We start from the raw sequence: 18673 nt of genomic DNA on the forward strand, positions 1-18673 counted from the left end.
TTATTTTCTCCAGCCCAGGGTGTTGATGGGATAGTCGTACAGACGCTGCATTTCATCATCCAGGCGCAGCAGGCTCAGCGAAAAACCGGACATTTCCAGTGAGGTACAGAAGTGGCCAACCTGCACATCCCAGGTGGCGATATCGCGAGCTTCCAGCGAGAGGCCGACCTGACGCGTGACCACCATCAACTCGGTGTTGCTCAGCGCGCCCAGGTTGTTAACGCAGACACAGACTCTGTCGCCCTGGACAAATGGCAGATCGGCACACAGACGCTCTACCATCATCTCAACCAGCCCGGCGGTACGCGGCAACGGGATGCGGCACAGCCCCGGTTCGCCGTGAATACCAATACCCAGTTCAATTTCGTTATCCTCCAGCGTGAAGTTAAAGGCATCGGACTGCGGCAACGCACAGCCACTCAGCGCCACGCCAATCGTGCGGGTATTGTGATTCGCCTTTTGCGCCAGCGTTTCAAGTTCTGGCAGCGTATAGTGCTCAAACTGAGCCGCAGCCCCAGTCAGCTTATACAAAAACGCCAGGCCGCCGACGCCGCGGCGGTCAGAGAGTCTTTCAGGGGGCGCAGAGGCGATATCGTCGGTGGCGCGTACGGTTCGGCACTCAATACCTTCTTCGGCAAGGATTTCTGCGGCAATGTCGAAATTCATGCCATCGCCTGAATAGTTGCCATAGAGGAACAGCACGCCATTGCCCTGATGAACCGCCCGGCTGACTTCGATTATCTGATCGGGAGAAGGGGAGGTGAAAACTTCGCCTATCGCACAGGCATCAATGCCGCCTTCACCGACAAAACCGGCGAAGGTTGGTTCGTGGCCGCTGCCACCGCCGCTGACAATAACAGTTTGCGCACTGGATCCCATTGTGCGGTAGACCGCGCAGTATTCCGCTATGGCATTAATTTTACCCTGCCCGGCATACACCAGCCCCTCGATGATTTCGCTGCGGATATTATCGGTGCTATTGAAAATCTTTTTGGGTTTATGCATCGTCGCTTCCTTTTGTAAGGTACAGTTTCTTTAACGATGATTTTACCCGCAGCGCCCCTTCGGACCTGGCGCCTTTGATACCAATTAATCTCCAGGGAAAGGGGCATGATTTAAGGTCGCATGTCACGGGGCCACTGAAATGATGACGTCGATCGATTCGGCTGGCTGAGAAGGCTTACATACCTTCTTCGACTTTTCTCTTCAGAACAATATTCCAGAACGCATTCACTAGCGGCTCATGTAGCCGCTTTTTTTGTACGCACACGCCGAGCTCAAACGGGGTTTTTTCGTCGCTGCGCTCGAGGATCATCACGCGATTGCGCACCGGTTCAGGGCTGTTTTCCAGCACGATTTCAGGGATAAGTGCCACGCCGCAGCCGAGCGCCACCATCGACACCATCGCTTCATGACCGCCGACGGTGGCGTAAATCGACGGATTGCTGATTTTATGGCGACGGAACCACAGCTCAATGCGGCGGCGTACCGGGCCTTGATCGGCCATGATAAACGGCACCGTTGACCAGTCGGGTTTCTCCTGCGCCACCTGCGTGCGTACCGGGCAGGCGAGCGCCGGGGCAATCAGCACTACCGCCAAATTCTCCAGCATCGAAAACGACACGGCGCCGGGGAGCGTTTCCGGTTTCCCGGCAATGGCTAAATCCGCCTCGCCGGTTACCACTTTTTCCATCGCATCGGCAGCATCGCCGGTGGTGAGTTTGATTTCCACGGAAGGATGCTCCGCGCGGAAGCGGTCCAGAATTGGTGGTAAATGGCTGTAGGCGGCGGTCACCGAACAAAACAGATGCAGTTCGCCGGAGAGCGACGGCCCTTTCTGATCGATGGTGTGACGCAGCTGCTGATACTGTAACAGCGTTTGTTGCGCGAAGGTGCGCAGTTCTTCACCGGCTTCGGTGAGGGTCACGGTACGGTTATCGCGCACAAACAGCGCTTGCCCAAGATCTTCTTCCAGTCGCTGAATTTGTCGCGAAAGCGTGGAAGGACTGACGTGCATCGCTCGCGCGCTGCGGCCAAAGTGGCGACTTTCCGCCAGATGCAGGAAAGTTTTCAGATCGCGTAAATCCACAGAAACACCCCTCGATTTTATATTGCATAAATTGCAACGTGATGTTGTGAATATATCAATTTCCGCAATGAATTTCCTGTTGTAATGTGGGTTCAATCTCGCAAAACGCGAACCGAACAATAAGACAGTACAACATCACGAGGTATCACCATGGCTAACTACTTTAATACACTGAATCTGCGCCAGCAGCTGGCACAACTGGGCAAATGCCGCTTCATGGCGCGTGATGAATTCGCCGATGGCGCGAGCTACCTTCAGGGTAAAAAAGTGGTCATCGTCGGCTGTGGCGCGCAGGGTCTGAACCAGGGCCTGAACATGCGTGACTCCGGTCTGGATATCGCTTACGCCCTGCGTAAAGAAGCGATTGCTGAAAAGCGCGCGTCATGGCGTAAAGCGACCGAAAACGGTTTCAAAGTAGGCACTTACGAAGAGCTGGTTCCACAGGCAGACCTGGTTGTTAACCTGACGCCAGATAAGCAGCACTCAGACGTTGTGCGTTCCGTACAGCCGCTGATGAAAGATGGCGCCGCGCTGGGTTACTCCCACGGCTTCAACATCGTGGAAGTGGGCGAGCAGATCCGTAAAGACATCACCGTGGTCATGGTGGCGCCGAAGTGTCCTGGTACCGAAGTGCGTGAAGAGTACAAACGTGGTTTCGGTGTACCGACGCTGATCGCCGTTCACCCGGAAAACGATCCGAAAGGCGAAGGCATGGCGATTGCTAAAGCCTGGGCGGCTGCCACCGGTGGTCATCGTGCTGGTGTGCTCGAGTCTTCCTTCGTTGCAGAAGTGAAATCTGACCTGATGGGTGAGCAGACTATCCTGTGCGGTATGCTGCAGGCTGGTTCTCTGCTGTGCTTCGACAAGCTGGTGGCCGAGGGGACTGACCCGGCTTATGCAGAAAAACTGATTCAGTTCGGCTGGGAAACCACCACCGAAGCGCTGAAGCAGGGCGGTATCACCCTGATGATGGACCGTCTGTCTAACCCGGCGAAAGTCCGTGCATTCGCGCTGTCCGAGCAGCTGAAAGAAATCATGGCCCCGCTGTTCCAGAAGCACATGGACGACATCATCTCCGGCGAATTCTCCTCCGGCATGATGGCTGACTGGGCAAACGACGATAAAAAACTGCTGACCTGGCGTGAAGAGACCGGTAAAACCGCGTTCGAAACTGCGCCGCAGTTTGACGGTAAAATCAGCGAGCAGGAGTACTTCGATAAAGGCGTGCTGATGATTGCAATGGTGAAAGCGGGCGTTGAGCTGGCATTCGAAACTATGGTGGATTCCGGCATCATCGAAGAGTCTGCTTACTATGAATCACTGCACGAGCTGCCGCTGATTGCGAACACCATCGCCCGTAAGCGTCTGTATGAAATGAACGTGGTTATCTCTGATACCGCTGAGTACGGCAACTACCTGTTCTCTTACGCATGCGTTCCGCTGCTGAAAGAGTTCATGACCACGCTGCAAACTGGCGACCTGGGTAAAGCGATTGCTGAAGGCGCGGTAGATAACGCTCAACTGCGTGATGTGAACGAAGCGATTCGCAGCCACGAGATTGAAACCGTTGGCAAGAAACTGCGCGGTTATATGAAAGATATGAAGCGTATTGCGGTAGCAAGCTAAAAAATTGTGTCGGGTGGCGCTTCGCTTACCCGACCTACTCATTCGTAGGCCCGGCCAGCGCTTAGCGCCGCCGGGCTTTTTATTAGTTACGGTACAGCACCTTGATGATGTGGTAACCGAATTGGGTGTGCAGCGGGCCAGTAGGCTCCAGCACCGGGCAAGAGAAGACCACTTTATCAAACGCCGGAACCATCTGGCCCTGTTTGAATTCGCCTAAATGACCGCCTTTTCTGCCTGACGGACAGGTGGAGTGCTTCTTCGCCAGCTTCTCAAAATCGCCGCCGTTTTTGATCTGCTCTAAAAGATCCAGAGCCAGTTTCTCTTCCTTTACAAGGATATGCATTGCTGCTGCTGTTTTTGCCATGATCGTGCCTTGAGTGGTATGGTTCAGGCTCGCTATACTACCACGCTCTATACCCGTCGTCCTTCACGTTGCAGGTATGTTGGCTGCTCTCGTTCACCCGAATCACTTACTTGAGTAAGCTCATCGGGATTCTCTCGTTTGCCGCCTTCCTGCAACCTGAATGAGTTTGGGTATGTTTCGGCCCTCCCGTTTTACATTGAGTGACCCTATGCGTTTAAATCCCGGACAACAACAAGCCGTCGAATTCGTCACCGGACCCTGCCTGGTGCTGGCGGGAGCGGGATCGGGCAAGACGCGCGTGATCACCAATAAAATTGCGCACCTGATCCATCAGTGTGGCTATCAGGCGAAGCATATCGCCGCTGTGACCTTTACCAACAAAGCCGCGCGCGAAATGAAAGAACGTGTCGCACAGACGATAGAGCGTAAAGAGGCACGCGGCCTGATGATCTCCACGTTCCATACCCTGGGGCTGGAAATCATTAAACGCGAGTTTGCTGCACTGGGGATGAAATCCAACTTTTCCCTGTTCGACGATACCGATCAGGTTGGGCTACTGAAAGAGCTCACGGAAGGGCTGATTGACGACGATAAAGTGGTGCTTCAGCAGCTGATCTCGACGATCTCCAACTGGAAAAACGATCTGATGACGCCGCAACAAGCCGCGGCGCAGGCTAATGGCGAGCGCGATCGTATTTTTGCTCACTGCTACGGGCTGTACGATGCGCACATGAAAGCCTGCAATGTGTTGGATTTCGACGATCTGATCCTGCTGCCGACGCTGCTGCTGCAACGCAATGAAGAAGTGCGCGAGCGCTGGCAGAACAAGATTCGTTATCTGCTGGTGGATGAATATCAGGATACCAACACCAGCCAGTACGAGTTGGTGAAACTGCTGGTGGGCAGCCGGGCACGGTTTACGGTGGTGGGCGATGACGACCAGTCGATTTACTCCTGGCGTGGTGCGCGCCCGCAAAACCTGGTGCTGTTGAGCCAGGACTTCCCGAAACTGCAGGTAATTAAGCTCGAGCAGAATTACCGTTCTTCTGAACGTATTCTGAAAGCGGCCAACATCCTGATTGCCAATAACCCGCACGTTTTTGAAAAGAAACTCTTTTCTGAATTGGGCTATGGCGCAGAACTCAAAGTACTGAGCGCGAATCACGAAGAACACGAAGCTGAACGCGTCGCTGGCGAACTGATCGCTCATCACTTCATCAATAAAACGGCCTATAAGGATTATGCGATCCTCTATCGCGGTAACCACCAGTCGCGGGTGTTTGAAAAGCTTCTGATGCAAAACCGTATTCCGTACCGTATTTCTGGCGGAACGTCATTTTTCTCGCGTCCTGAAATCAAGGACCTGCTCGCCTATCTGCGTGTGCTGACCAACCCGGATGATGACAGCGCATTTCTGCGGATCGTGAATACGCCGAAGCGGGAAATTGGTCCCGCAACGTTACAGAAGTTGGGTGAATGGGCAACCACCCGCAGTAAAAGTATGTTTGCCGCCAGTTTTGATATGGGACTGACGCAAACGCTGACCGGGCGCGGCTATGAATCTCTGACCCGATTTACTCACTGGCTGGGTGAAGTTCAGCGTCTGGCGGAGCGCGAACCTATCGCGGCGGTACGCGATCTGATTCACGGCATCGACTACGAGTCCTGGCTGTTTGAAACCTCGCCAAGTCCGAAAGCGGCTGAAATGCGCATGAAAAACGTCAACACCCTGTTTGGCTGGATGACGGAAATGCTCGAAGGCTCTGACCTGGAAGAGCCGATGACGCTGACGCAGGTCGTTACCCGTTTCACCCTGCGCGACATGATGGAACGTGGCGAAAGCGACGAAGATCTCGATCAGGTCCAGCTGATGACGCTGCACGCGTCAAAGGGTCTGGAGTTCCCGTATGTGTATCTGGTGGGGATGGAAGAGGGTCTGCTCCCGCATCAGAGCAGTATCGACGAAGATAACGTCGATGAAGAGCGCCGCCTGGCCTACGTAGGGATCACTCGTGCGCAGAAAGAGCTGACTTTTACGCTGTGCAAAGAGCGTCGTCAGTACGGCGAGCTGGTGCGTCCGGAGCCGAGCCGTTTTCTGCTGGAGTTACCGCAGGACGATATCATCTGGGAGCAGGAGCGTAAGGTGGTGTCGCCGGAAGAGCGGATGCACAAAGGGCAGGCGAATGTCGCCAACATTAAAGCCATGCTGGCCAAAGCGAAGGCGAAATAGTTAGTCGACGATCAATGGCCAGTGGACATAACTCTGCCACTGGCTTTCCTGCAATACCAGTTCCGCACCGAGCGGATGGTTCGCCAGCCAGCCTGACGGCAGCGTCAGGGTCAACGTTTCCCCTTCCACGCTAAGCGCAATGTCTGGCAGCAGGTCGTCCCGGCGGCGGCCTGCAAACAGGATAGCCAGGCGCAGCAAACGGCAAAGCCTATCGGCTACGCGCGGCGGAACGGCATTTTGCTGATGCAGCGAGGGCAGGTCGACGGGGTTAGTTTGATTGAGCACCAGCGTTGCCAGCAGCTTTTTCTGCGCAGGCGTAAAGCCGGGGAGATCAAGATTGCGCACCAGATAGGCAGCATGCTGCGGGGCCTGTTTGAAATCGACGCTCAGGCCAATTTCGTGCAGATGGCAGGCGCTAAGCAGTAAATCACGGCTTAACGGTTCAATTTCCCAGCTTTTCTCACACTGATCGACGAGATGAGAGGCTAACTGCGCCACGCGCTGAGCCTGTTCGGTATCGACCATAAAACGCCGCTTAATATTACGCAGCGTACGGCTGCGAATGTCCTGATCGACAGACAGATGCAGCATGCCGTAAACCAGACCTTCGCGCAGGGCGCCACCCGCGAGGGTCATGCACTGGATATCCAGTTCGCTGAAAATGGCCAGTAAAATGGCCAGTCCGCTTGGGAACACCAACGCCCGTTCGAGCGTCAGGCCTTCAATCTCGAGCTCTTCCAGACGACCACACTGAATCGCGCGTTGTTTGAGCTGTTGCAGCTTGGCGAGCGTAATGCGTTCATCCATGCCCTGCGCCATCATGATTTCCTGCAACGCCTGAACGGTACCGGATGCGCCTACGCAGATTTTCCAGCCGTGCTGACGAAGTTCGTCGGCGACTGGACGCAGCACTTCGCGTGCGGCCTGCTCGGCGGCATCAAAATGGGCGTGTTCGAGATTTCGGTCAGTAAAGAAGCGTTCGAGCCAGGTTACGCAGCCCATCGACAGGCTGAAAAGAGAGGTGGTTTGGGCACTTGTGCCGGTCACCAGTTCAGTACTGGCTCCGCCGATATCCACCACCAGACGGCGATCGTCGCCCCCGGTGGTGTGCGCCACGCCCTGATAAATCAGGCGCGCTTCTTCTTCGCCACTGATCACCTGCACCGGGCAACCGAGGATTTTCTGTGCTCTGGCAAGAAAGGCATCGGCGTTAACGGCCAGACGCAACGTGGCGGTTGCCACGACACGGATTTGTGCGTGCGGGATATCTTGCAAACGTTCGGCAAACAAACGCAGGCATTGCCAGCCTCGTTCCATGGCTTCTGGCGACAACGTGTTATCGCTGTTCAATCCGGCGGCCAGCCTGACCTTGCGCTTAATGCGTGTCAGGGTCTGAATGCTCCCCGCCACTTCGCGCACAACCAGCATATGAAAACTATTGGAACCGAGATCTATTGCTGCGTATAGCGAAGAGGCGTTCATACACTTCATCCTTCAACCTGTCTCTGCGTTGGATTCATACTCTTGGTGCCGTGATACAGGTTGGAGGATTTTGTGTATGCCATAGGCCTGCTTAACCTGAACGACGACGGTTGCGCGGTGCGCCGCCACCAGAACGGCGTGGACCGTTACCTGGACGTGTGCGCGTCAGGCGCAATGCCTTCGGCAAATCGCTCATCAGCGCATCCGGGTTGTACTTGCTCTGCGGAATCGAGTGACCGATATAGGTTTCGATAGCCGGCAGGTTCAGCGCGTACTCTTCACAAGCGAGGCTGATGGAGTGGCCGCTGAGGCCAGCACGACCGGTACGACCAATACGGTGAACGTAATCTTCGCAATCATCTGGCAGATCGTAGTTAAAGACGTGCGTCACGGCAGGAATGTGCAGGCCGCGGGCAGCAACGTCAGTCGCGACCAGAATATCGAGATCACCACGGGTAAATTCATCCAGAATACGCAGGCGTTTTTTCTGCGCCACGTCGCCGGTCAGCAGACCAACGCGGTGACCATCGGCAGCCAAATGGCCCCATACGTCTTCGCAGCGGTGCTTGGTGTTGGCAAAAATGATGGCGCGATCTGGCCATTCTTCTTCGATTAGCGTTTGCAGCAGGCGCATCTTCTCGTCGTTAGACGGATAGAAGAGTTCTTCTTTGATGCGGTGCCCGGTTTTCTGCTCCGGTTCCACTTCCACATACTCGGCGTTGTTCATTTGCTCGAACGCGAGTTCACGTACGCGGTAAGAAAGGGTCGCAGAGAACAGCATGTTCAGACGTTGGTTAGCCTGTGGCATGCGACGGAACAGCCAGCGGATATCTTTAATAAAGCCCAGATCGTACATACGATCCGCTTCATCCAGCACGACAACCTGAATTGCCGCCAGGTTGATGTAATTCTGTTTTGCGTAGTCAATGAGGCGACCGGTGGTACCGATCAGAATGTCGACGCCGCTTTCCAGTACTTTAAGTTGTTTGTCGTAACCGTCGCCGCCGTAAGCGAGACCCAGCTTCAGGCCGGTGGCCGCTGCCAACGGTTCTGCATCAGCATGGATTTGAACAGCCAGTTCACGCGTTGGAGCCATAATCAGCGCACGCGGTTGGTTAACCTGGCGGTTCTCAGCAGCAGGGTGAGAGAGAAGGTAATGGAACGTTGACGTCAGAAACGCCATCGTTTTGCCGGTTCCGGTTTGCGCCTGTCCTGCAACATCACGTCCTGCCAGTGTCAGCGGGAGTGCGAGTGCCTGAATAGGAGTGCAATGATGAAACCCTTTCTTTTCAAGGGCTTCAATCACCTGAGGGTGCAGGGCGAAGTCGGAAAACTTCTGTTCAGTTAAATGTGTTTTGCTCATAGTGTGGTAGAATATCAGCTTACTATTGCATTAAGAAAGCGTATCCGGTGAAATAACGCCAACCTTTTAGTTGGCTAAAGCAACATCAACATGACGTTGATAGTTGATTAATGCTACACCAACACACCAGGCTTATTCCTGTGGAGTTATATATGAGCGATAAAATTATTCACCTGACTGACGATAGTTTTGACACGGACGTACTCAAAGCTGACGGGGTTACCCTCGTTGATTTCTGGGCAGAGTGGTGTGGTCCGTGCAAAATGATTGCTCCGATTCTGGATGAAATCGCTGAAGAGTTCGAAGGTAAGCTGACCGTTGCAAAACTGAACATCGACCAGAACCCGGGCACTGCGCCGAAATACGGCATTCGCGGTATCCCAACTCTGCTGCTGTTCAAAAACGGTGAAGTCGCCGCGACCAAAGTGGGTGCGTTGTCTAAAGGCCAGCTGAAAGAATTCCTCGAAGCAAACCTCGCCTGATCCAGTACTGGGTTGATGTGGCGTCCGCTGTTCCGAAAATGTCGGGACCGCTGGACGCCCGCCCTGAGTCGTGCTAAGTTAACGTTGACTTCGTTTTAAACATACCTTATGTAGTTTGAATCTGATTTAGCCAATACTTCCCGTACCACATCTTTATACGCGTGAAGTTGATAGATTCCAGGCATATCACTCTTTCCGTCTCGTCGTTTCAGTTCTGCGTCCTTTCCTTTGACCAGGCAGCGTACAGGCATGAGTTGATGGCCGTAAACAGGCATGGATGACCCTGCCATACCATTCACAACATACGTTCGAGATTTACCCCTCACACCACTATGAATCTTACCGAATTAAAGAATACGCCGGTTTCTGAGCTGATTACTCTCGGCGAAAATATGGGGCTGGAAAACCAAGCCCGTATGCGCAAACAGGACATCATATTTGCCATCCTGAAGCAGCACGCGAAGAGTGGCGAAGATATCTTTGGCGACGGTGTGCTGGAGATTCTGCAGGATGGATTTGGTTTCCTCCGTTCCGCAGACAGCTCCTACCTTGCCGGTCCCGATGACATCTACGTTTCCCCCAGCCAAATCCGCCGTTTCAACCTCCGTACAGGTGACACCATTTCCGGTAAGATTCGTCCTCCTAAAGAGGGTGAGCGTTACTTTGCATTGTTGAAAGTTAACGAAGTTAACTACGACAAGCCGGAAAATGCGCGTAACAAAATTCTGTTCGAGAACTTAACGCCGTTGCACGCGAATTCTCGTCTGCGTATGGAACGTGGGAATGGCTCAACTGAAGACTTAACCGCTCGCGTACTGGATCTGGCATCACCGATTGGTCGTGGCCAGCGTGGTCTGATTGTCGCACCGCCGAAAGCCGGTAAAACTATGCTGCTGCAGAACATCGCGCAAAGCATCGCGTACAATCACCCAGACTGCGTGTTGATGGTTCTGCTTATCGATGAACGTCCGGAAGAAGTGACCGAGATGCAGCGTCTGGTTAAAGGTGAAGTTGTTGCTTCTACCTTTGATGAGCCAGCCTCTCGCCACGTTCAGGTTGCGGAGATGGTTATTGAGAAGGCTAAACGCCTGGTCGAGCACAAGAAAGACGTTATCATTCTGCTCGATTCAATTACTCGTCTGGCTCGTGCCTACAACACCGTCGTACCGGCTTCCGGTAAAGTCCTGACCGGTGGTGTGGATGCGAACGCACTGCACCGTCCGAAACGCTTCTTCGGTGCTGCGCGTAACGTGGAAGAGGGTGGTAGTCTGACTATCATCGCTACCGCGCTGGTTGATACCGGTTCTAAAATGGATGAAGTTATCTACGAAGAATTTAAAGGTACCGGCAACATGGAACTGCATCTGGCGCGTAAAATCGCTGAGAAGCGCGTGTTCCCTGCTATCGACTACAACCGTTCTGGTACGCGTAAAGAAGAGCTGCTCACCACTCAGGAAGAGCTGCAGAAAATGTGGATCCTGCGCAAAATCATCCATCCAATGGGTGAAATCGACGCGATGGAATTCCTCATTAATAAGCTGGCGATGACCAAAACCAACGACGATTTCTTCGATATGATGAAGCGTTCGTAAGTTTCGCGAGACTTCAAAACGCCACGCAACCGCGTGGCGTTTTTGTTTTAGTGCATACTTATTTGAGTGAGCGGAATGGTCAAATTTGCGAGTTTTTAATTGATGTCGCAATATTCTGCTCAAAATACCAACAAATCCCTTAAAACTCAGTCGTATTCCTCTTCAGGCGAACGGCTATCATGAGTATACTTTCGGTAATAATTTTTCCAGAGAGCACCAATTGTGAATTTACTGACCGCCAGTACTGACCTGATCAGTATTTTTTTATTCACAACCCTGTTCCTCTTTTTCGCTCGTAAAGTCGCGAAAAAAGTGGGTCTGGTGGATAAACCCAACTTCCGTAAACGTCATCAAGGATTGATTCCATTGGTGGGTGGCATTTCAGTCTATGCGGGAATCTGCTTCACATTTGCAATCGTCAATGTCTACATACCTCATGCGGCACTTTACCTGGCCTGCGCGGGTGTGCTGGTGTTGGTGGGTGCCCTGGACGATAGATTTGATATCAGCGTCAAATTTCGCGCAACGGTACAGGCCCTCATTGGCATTGTAATGATGTATGTCGGTGGGCTTTATCTCAGAAGCCTGGGCAATATTTTTGGTTCCTGGGAATTGGTCCTGGGTCCTTTTGGCTATTTCCTGACGTTGTTCGCCGTCTGGGCAGCCATCAATGCCTTTAACATGGTTGATGGGATTGATGGTCTGTTGGGCGGCCTTTCAAGCGTCTCGTTCGCCGCAATGGGGATGATTCTGTGGTTTGACGGGCAAACAAGCCTGGCGATATGGTGCTTCGCGATGATTGCCGCGATTGTACCGTACATCCTGCTCAATTTAGGTATTCTGGGCAGACGCTATAAAGTCTTTATGGGTGATGCAGGAAGCACACTAATAGGCTTTACCGTTATCTGGATCCTGCTGGAAACCACGCAAGGTAAAACCCATCCTATCAGCCCTGTGACAGCATTGTGGATTATTGCTATTCCACTGATGGACATGGTAGCGATTATGTACCGTCGTCTTCGCAAAGGGATGAGCCCGTTCTCACCTGACCGTCAGCATATTCACCATCTCATCATGCGAGCGGGTTTTACTTCTCGACAGGCGTTCGTCCTGATTACCCTCGCAGCGGCGCTGCTGGCAGGCATTGGTGTTTTAGGGGAATACACGCATATCGTTCCTGAGTGGGGAATGCTGATCTTGTTCCTGGTTGCTTTCTTCCTGTATGGCTACTGTATTAAACGTGCGTGGAAGGTGGCTCGTTTTATCAAACGTGTGAAAAGAAAAATGCGTCGCAAAAGCGCTACACGTCCAATTTAACCTAAAGACCTGGAAGAGAGATGACACAACAATTACCGGGAGCAAACTCAGTGAGCGCTGAAAATGAGCTGGATATTCGCGGTCTGTTTTGTACGTTATGGGCAGGAAAGCGCTGGATTGTCGGCATTGCCTTTTTGTTTGCTCTGATTGTGCTTGTCTACACCTTCTTTGCCCGGCAGGAGTGGAGCGCGACCGCTATCACTGACCGGCCGACGGTCAACATGCTGGGGGGCTACTATTCCCAGCAGCAGTTTTTACGCAACCTGGATATCAAAGCGAATCTGGCGAGCCCCGATCAGCCTTCTGCCATGGATGAATCGTACAAAGAGTTCATCATGCAGCTGGCGTCATGGGATACCCGGCGCGAGTTCTGGTCGCAAACGGACTACTACAAGCAGCGTCAGTCAGGAAATGCGCGTGCCGATGCCGCACTGCTGGACGACTTAATTAACGATATTCAGTTCATGCCAGGTGACCCGTTGAAAAGCGTGAACGACAGTATCAAGCTGGTGGCAGAAACGGCCCCGGATGCTAACAATCTGCTGCGTCAGTATGTGGCTTTTGCCAGCCAGAGAGCGGCAGGTCATTTGAATGATGAACTGAAAGGCGCGTGGGCGGCACGCACTATTCAGATGAAGGCGCAGGTTAAGCGCCAGGAAGAAGTTGCTCAGTCAATTTTCGACCGTAATATTCACAGCGTTCAGCAAGCATTGAAAGTGGCGCAGCAGAACAATATTTCCCGCAGCGAAACAGATGTTCCGGCAGAGCAGCTGCCTGACTCCGAACTGTTCCTGCTCGGTCGCCCAATGCTGCAGGCAAGACTCGAAAATCTACAATCTGTTGGTCCTGATTTTGATCTCGACTACGACCAGAATCGTGCGATGCTGACCACGCTCAATGTTGGGCCAACTCTCGATCCTCGTTTTCAGACCTACCGTTATTTACGCACACCGGAAGAGCCGGTAAAACGCGATAGTCCGCGTCGCGTCTTTCTGATGGTGATGTGGGGCATTGTCGGTGCGCTGATTGGCGCAGGCGTTGCGTTAGTGCGTCGTCGCACCCGCTAACAGCAATTCGTGGTGAGGCGGATTGCGTCGTCGCCACCTATTCAAAGAGAACTGATGTGAAAGTATTAACCGTATTTGGCACACGTCCAGAGGCGATTAAAATGGCGCCGCTTGTCCATGCTTTGGCAAATGACCCACATTTTGAGGCCAAAGTCTGCGTCACGGCTCAGCATCGGGAAATGTTGGATCAGGTGCTCAAGCTGTTTTCCATCGTTCCAGATTTCGATCTCAACGTGATGAGCCCGGGACAGGGACTGACGGAAATCACCTGCCGGATTCTGCAGGGCTTAAAACCGGTACTGGAATCTTTCAAGCCTGATGTTGTACTGGTGCACGGTGATACCACCACGACCATGGCCGCGAGCCTGGCCGCATTTTATCAGCGAATCCCGGTCGGGCACGTTGAGGCTGGTCTGCGCACGGGTGATCTCTATTCTCCGTGGCCGGAAGAAGCCAACCGTACTATGACGGGCCATCTGGCGATCTATCATTTCGCCCCGACAGAAAATTCGCGCCAGAATCTACTGCGCGAGAACATTTCCGACAAGGGCATCGTCGTCACGGGCAATACTGTTATTGATGCGCTGTTCTGGGTGCGCGACCGCGTGTTGGCCGATGAGTCCTTACGCAGCGAGCTGGCTGGCCGTTATCCATTCTTAGACAGCGACAAAAAGCTTATCCTGGTCACGGGCCATCGTCGCGAAAGCTTCGGTCAGGGATTTGAGCAGATTTGCCAGGCGTTGGCAGAAGTGGCTGCTGAAAACCCGGATGTTCAGGTCGTTTATCCGGTTCATCTCAACCCGAACGTGAGCGAGCCAGTTAACCGCATTCTTGGTCATGTGGATAACGTCTTTCTGATTGATCCACAGGACTACCTGCCGTTCGTCTGGCTGATGAATCGTGCATGGTTGATCCTTACTGATTCTGGAGGCATTCAGGAAGAAGCCCCATCGCTGGGGAAACCGGTGCTGGTGATGCGAGATACCACTGAGCGCCCAGAGGCCGTAGATGCCGGAACCGTTCGTCTGGTCGGCACTGATCGTCAGAACATAGTGAATGAAGTTACGCGATTGCTGCGTGACGAGAAGGAGTATCAGGCGATGAGCCGGGCCCATAATCCTTATGGTGACGGCCAGGCCTGTAGTCGAATTTTGTCAGCACTCAAACACAATCAGGAAGCGCTATGAGTTTTTCGACCATCTCTGTCATCGGCCTTGGCTACATCGGCCTGCCAACGGCAGCTGCATTTGCCTCACGCAAGAAACAGGTGGTGGGTGTGGATATCAATCAGCACGCGGTAGACACTATCAACCGCGGCGAAATCCATATCGTTGAACCCGATCTCGGTCAGGTCGTCAAAGCGGCGGTCGAAGGCGGCTATCTACGCGCCAGCACGATGCCGGTTGAAGCCGATGCCTACCTGATTGCCGTGCCTACGCCGTTTAAAGGCGATCATGAGCCTGATATGGCGTTTGTCGAAGCGGCCGCCCGCGCCATTGCGCCAGTGCTCAAGAAGGGCGCGTTGGTGATCCTCGAGTCCACCTCTCCAGTGGGCGCGACGGAACAGGTGGCCGAGTGGCTGGCAGAAATGCGTCAGGACTTGAGCTTCCCGCAGCAGACAGGCGAACAGGCTGATGTGAATGTCGCCTACTGCCCGGAGCGCGTGCTACCAGGCCAGGTGATGGTTGAACTGATTAAAAACGATCGCGTGATCGGCGGCATGACGCCGGTATGCTCCGCGCGCGCCAGCGAACTCTACAATATTTTCCTTGAAGGGGAATGTGTCGTAACCAACGCCCGTACCGCAGAAATGTGCAAACTGACGGAAAACAGCTTCCGCGACGTGAATATCGCGTTTGCCAACGAACTGTCGCTGATTTGTGCCGATCAGGGGATCAACGTCTGGGAACTGATTCGCCTCGCGAATCGTCATCCGCGCGTTAACATTCTCCAGCCTGGACCGGGCGTGGGCGGACACTGCATCGCCGTTGACCCATGGTTCATCGTGGCGCAGAACCCGCAGCATGCGAGATTGATTCGCACCGCGCGTGAAGTGAACGACCATAAACCGCATTGGGTAATGAATCAGGTGAAAGCCATGGTCGCCGATTGCCTGGCCGCCAGCGATAAGCGTGCCAGTGACGTCAAAATTGCCTGTTTCGGGCTGGCATTCAAACCGAATATCGACGATCTGCGTGAAAGCCCGGCGATGGAAATCGCGACGCTGATTGCTGACTGGCACAGCGGTGAAATGCTGGTGGTCGAGCCCAACGTTCATCAACTGCCGAAAAAACTTACCGATAAAGCGACGCTAGTTTCTCTGGATGACGCTCTGAATGATGCCGACGTGCTGGTGATGCTGGTTGATCACAAGCAGTTCAAAGCCGTAGACGGCGACAGCCTCAAGCAGGCGTTTGTGGTGGACACCAAAGGAGTATGGCGTTGAAAAAGATTCTGGTGACCGGCGGCGCGGGTTTTATTGGCTCCGCCGTGGCGCGTTACATCATCAGTGAAACCACCGACAGCGTTGTCGTGGTTGATAAGCTGACCTACGCCGGAAATCTTGCCTCGCTTGCCCCTGTTTCACAAAGCGATCGTTTCGCCTTTGAGCAGGTCGATATCTGTGACCGTCAGGGGCTGGACGCTGTTTTTGCCCGTCATCAGCCCGACATGGTCATGCACCTGGCGGCAGAAAGTCATGTCGATCGTTCCATTGACGGTCCTGCGGCGTTCATCGAAACCAACATTCTTGGCACCTATACCCTATTAGAAGCGGCGCGCGGCTGGTGGAATACCCTGGCAGACGATAAAAAATCGGCGTTCCGTTTCCATCATATCTCCACCGATGAAGTGTATGGCGACCTGCATGGCAGCGATGATTTCTTCACCGAAACCACGTCGTATGCGCCAAGCAGCCCTTATTCAGCGTCAAAAGCAGGCAGCGATCATCTGGTGCGGGCATGGCTGCGAACGTATGGTCTGCCAACGCTGGTCACCAACTGCTCGAATAACTACGGGCCGTATCACTTCCCGGAAAAGCTTATCCCGCTGACGATTTTGAATGCTCTGGCGGGCAAGGCGCTGCCGGTTTATGGCAATGGACAGCAGGTGCGCGATTGGCTTTATGTGGAAGATCACGCTCGCGCGCTTTACCGCGTGGTGACTACCGGTGTCGTGGGCGAGACTTACAATATCGGTGGCCATAACGAACGTCAGAATATTGATGTGGTTCGCACCGTCTGTGCACTGCTTGAAGAGCTGGTACCGCAAAAGCCTGAAGGCGTCGCCAGGTATCAGGATTTGATCACCTACGTAACCGACAGACCCGGGCATGACGTGCGTTACGCCATCGATGCGGCAAAAATTGAACGTGAACTGGGCTGGACGCCGGAAGAAACATTTGAAACCGGAATGCGCAAAACGGTCCAATGGTACCTTGCGAATCAGGCCTGGTGGCAACAGGTTCTGGATGGCAGTTATCAGGGCGAACGTCTCGGCCTGAAAGGCTAACTCTCCCGGGAGGACATATGAAAGGCATTATTCTGGCCGGCGGTTCTGGCACCCGATTGCATCCTATCACCCGCGGTGTTTCCAAACAGCTGCTGCCCATTTACGACAAACCGATGATCTACTACCCCCTGTCAGTGCTCATGCTGGCGGGGATCCGTGAGATTCTGATCATCACCACACCTGAAGATATAAGCTACTTCCAGCGTCTGTTGGGTGATGGGTCTGAATTTGGTATCGAGCTGCGTTATGCCGAGCAGCCAAGTCCTGATGGTCTGGCGCAGGCGTTTATCATCGGTGAAACGTTCCTGAACGGGGAACCTTCGTGCCTGGTGCTGGGCGATAACATCTTCTTCGGCCAGGGCTTCAGCCCGAAATTGCGTAGCGTTGCCGCGCGTACCGAAGGCGCAACCGTCTTTGGCTATCAGGTGATGGATCCTGAACGTTTCGGCGTGGTTGCATTCGACGACAATTTCCGCGCAATCTCGCTGGAGGAAAAGCCCAAAGAGCCAAAGTCTAACTGGGCGGTCACCGGCCTCTATTTCTATGACCACAACGTGGTGGAGTACGCCAAACGCGTGAAACCTTCAGAGCGCGGTGAGCTGGAAATCACCTCCATTAACCAGATGTATCTCGATGACGGTAAGCTAACCGTGGAGCTTCTCGGACGCGGATTTGCGTGGCTGGATACAGGCACACATGACAGCCTGATTGAGGCCAGCATGTTCGTGCAGACGGTCGAAAAACGTCAGGGATTCAAAATTGCCTGCCTGGAAGAGATTGCCTGGCGCAACGGCTGGCTTGATGATGACGGCGTAAAACGTGCGGCCAATCAGTTAGCCAAAACCGGCTACGGCCAGTATCTGTTGGAGTTGCTTCGTGCCCGTCCGCGCCAGTATTGATCCCCTTCACTGGGAAACGCAGTTTTTTGGTATCAGCAGTGCGATTGTTCGCATGGCTGATGATACGCCGGAACTTCACGCCGAAGAACTGGCGAACTGGTCACGCGTGCAGGCGAAAATCCCGGCGCAGCGCACCGACTGGCTCGACGCGTTGCAAGCGCTCGGTTTTCAGCTGGTGGAAGGGGAAATTGATTTCCGGCTAACGGTGACGGATAGCGTTGACCCGCAGGCTGAGATTGCTACCGAAGAAGACATTCCCCGGCTACGAGAGCTAGCCGCACAGGCGTTTGCGCAGAGCCGCTTTCGCGCGCCCTGGTACGCCGCCGATGCCAGTGGCCGTTTTTACGCGCAGTGGATTGAAAATGCAGTGCGCGGCACGTTCGATCATCAATGCCTGGTTTTCCGCGATGAGAACGCGGCTATCCGCGCCTTTGTTACTTTGCGTCAACTGAATGACAGCGAGGCCCGGATTGGGCTGCTGGCAGGGCGTGGTGCGGGTGACATTCTCATGCAGGCTGCTGTGCATTGGGCGCATGCGCGCCAACTGAATACGCTGCGGGTAGCGACCCAAATGGGCAATACCGCGGCACTTAAACGTTACACTCAAAGCGGTGCTGTCCCCGAAAGTACCGCCTATTGGCTATACAGGTGA

The 18673-nt window shown here is 53.8% G+C and carries 16 protein-coding genes; 11 read left to right on the forward strand and 5 right to left on the reverse strand.

Features of this window, described 5'->3' with window-relative positions; all coding sequences use genetic code 11:
* On the reverse strand, positions 1-1005 hold the full coding sequence (locus MUU51_RS01020; RefSeq protein ID WP_258966913.1) for a dihydroxyacetone kinase subunit DhaK: 1005 nt from the start codon (positions 1003-1005) through the stop codon (positions 1-3).
* Between the two features lie 175 nt (positions 1006-1180).
* The gene (ilvY, locus tag MUU51_RS01025; protein WP_159776721.1) at positions 1181-2089 is read right to left on the reverse strand and encodes an HTH-type transcriptional activator IlvY; all 909 of its coding nucleotides are present in this window, start codon (positions 2087-2089) and stop codon (positions 1181-1183) included.
* A 150-nt stretch (positions 2090-2239) separates the two neighbouring features.
* Here ilvY and ilvC point away from each other — a divergent pair, with 150 nt between their 5' ends.
* A complete protein-coding gene (gene ilvC, locus MUU51_RS01030) occupies positions 2240-3715 on the forward strand; it encodes a ketol-acid reductoisomerase (RefSeq protein ID WP_159776722.1) in 1476 nt (491 codons plus the stop codon).
* Between the two features lie 82 nt (positions 3716-3797).
* On the opposite strand, the gene ppiC is transcribed toward ilvC, so the two are convergent.
* The gene (ppiC, locus tag MUU51_RS01035; protein WP_159761646.1) at positions 3798-4079 is read right to left on the reverse strand and encodes a peptidylprolyl isomerase PpiC; all 282 of its coding nucleotides are present in this window, start codon (positions 4077-4079) and stop codon (positions 3798-3800) included.
* Between the two features lie 208 nt (positions 4080-4287).
* On the opposite strand from ppiC, the gene rep reads away from it, so the two are divergent.
* On the forward strand, positions 4288-6309 hold the full coding sequence (gene rep / locus MUU51_RS01040; RefSeq protein ID WP_258966914.1) for a DNA helicase Rep: 2022 nt from the start codon (positions 4288-4290) through the stop codon (positions 6307-6309).
* On the opposite strand, the gene gppA is transcribed toward rep, so the two are convergent.
* Together gppA and rhlB are read right to left on the reverse strand one after the other, a co-directional pair.
* Positions 6310-7791: a guanosine-5'-triphosphate,3'-diphosphate diphosphatase gene (gene gppA, locus MUU51_RS01045; RefSeq protein WP_258966915.1), complete on the reverse strand. Its 1482-nt coding sequence runs from the start codon at positions 7789-7791 to the stop codon at positions 6310-6312.
* Between the two features lie 91 nt (positions 7792-7882).
* Positions 7883-9154, reverse strand: coding sequence for an ATP-dependent RNA helicase RhlB (gene rhlB, locus MUU51_RS01050; RefSeq protein WP_159776725.1), 1272 nt, complete (start codon positions 9152-9154; stop codon positions 7883-7885).
* Positions 9155-9306: 152 nt separating this feature from the next.
* Between rhlB and trxA the strand changes: the two genes are divergently transcribed.
* From trxA to rffC, 9 genes are all read left to right on the forward strand, one after another.
* On the forward strand, positions 9307-9636 hold the full coding sequence (trxA, locus tag MUU51_RS01055; RefSeq protein ID WP_097164566.1) for a thioredoxin TrxA: 330 nt from the start codon (positions 9307-9309) through the stop codon (positions 9634-9636).
* A 332-nt stretch (positions 9637-9968) separates the two neighbouring features.
* Positions 9969-11228, forward strand: coding sequence for a transcription termination factor Rho (gene rho, locus MUU51_RS01060; RefSeq protein WP_049839510.1), 1260 nt, complete (start codon positions 9969-9971; stop codon positions 11226-11228).
* Between the two features lie 222 nt (positions 11229-11450).
* Positions 11451-12545: a UDP-N-acetylglucosamine--undecaprenyl-phosphate N-acetylglucosaminephosphotransferase gene (wecA, locus tag MUU51_RS01065; protein WP_159776726.1), complete on the forward strand. Its 1095-nt coding sequence runs from the start codon at positions 11451-11453 to the stop codon at positions 12543-12545.
* Between the two features lie 20 nt (positions 12546-12565).
* A complete protein-coding gene (wzzE, locus tag MUU51_RS01070; RefSeq protein WP_159776727.1) occupies positions 12566-13612 on the forward strand; it encodes an ECA polysaccharide chain length modulation protein in 1047 nt (348 codons plus the stop codon).
* A 56-nt stretch (positions 13613-13668) separates the two neighbouring features.
* On the forward strand, positions 13669-14799 hold the full coding sequence (gene wecB, locus MUU51_RS01075; protein ID WP_159776728.1) for a non-hydrolyzing UDP-N-acetylglucosamine 2-epimerase: 1131 nt from the start codon (positions 13669-13671) through the stop codon (positions 14797-14799).
* On the forward strand, positions 14796-16058 hold the full coding sequence (gene wecC, locus MUU51_RS01080; RefSeq protein WP_159776729.1) for a UDP-N-acetyl-D-mannosamine dehydrogenase: 1263 nt from the start codon (positions 14796-14798) through the stop codon (positions 16056-16058). The genes wecB and wecC overlap by 4 nt, the downstream gene beginning before the upstream one ends.
* The gene (gene rffG, locus MUU51_RS01085; protein WP_258966916.1) at positions 16055-17122 is read left to right on the forward strand and encodes a dTDP-glucose 4,6-dehydratase; all 1068 of its coding nucleotides are present in this window, start codon (positions 16055-16057) and stop codon (positions 17120-17122) included. Before wecC ends, rffG begins: the two co-directional genes overlap by 4 nt.
* 17 nt (positions 17123-17139) lie before the next feature.
* Entirely contained in the window at positions 17140-18021 is an 882-nt protein-coding gene (gene rfbA, locus MUU51_RS01090) for a glucose-1-phosphate thymidylyltransferase RfbA (protein ID WP_159776731.1), read from the forward strand.
* Positions 17999-18673: a dTDP-4-amino-4,6-dideoxy-D-galactose acyltransferase gene (rffC, locus tag MUU51_RS01095; RefSeq protein WP_258966917.1), complete on the forward strand. Its 675-nt coding sequence runs from the start codon at positions 17999-18001 to the stop codon at positions 18671-18673. The genes rfbA and rffC overlap by 23 nt, the downstream gene beginning before the upstream one ends.

The sequence above is a fragment of the Scandinavium manionii genome, assembly GCF_024764775.1.
GTDB lineage: Bacteria > Pseudomonadota > Gammaproteobacteria > Enterobacterales > Enterobacteriaceae > Scandinavium > Scandinavium manionii.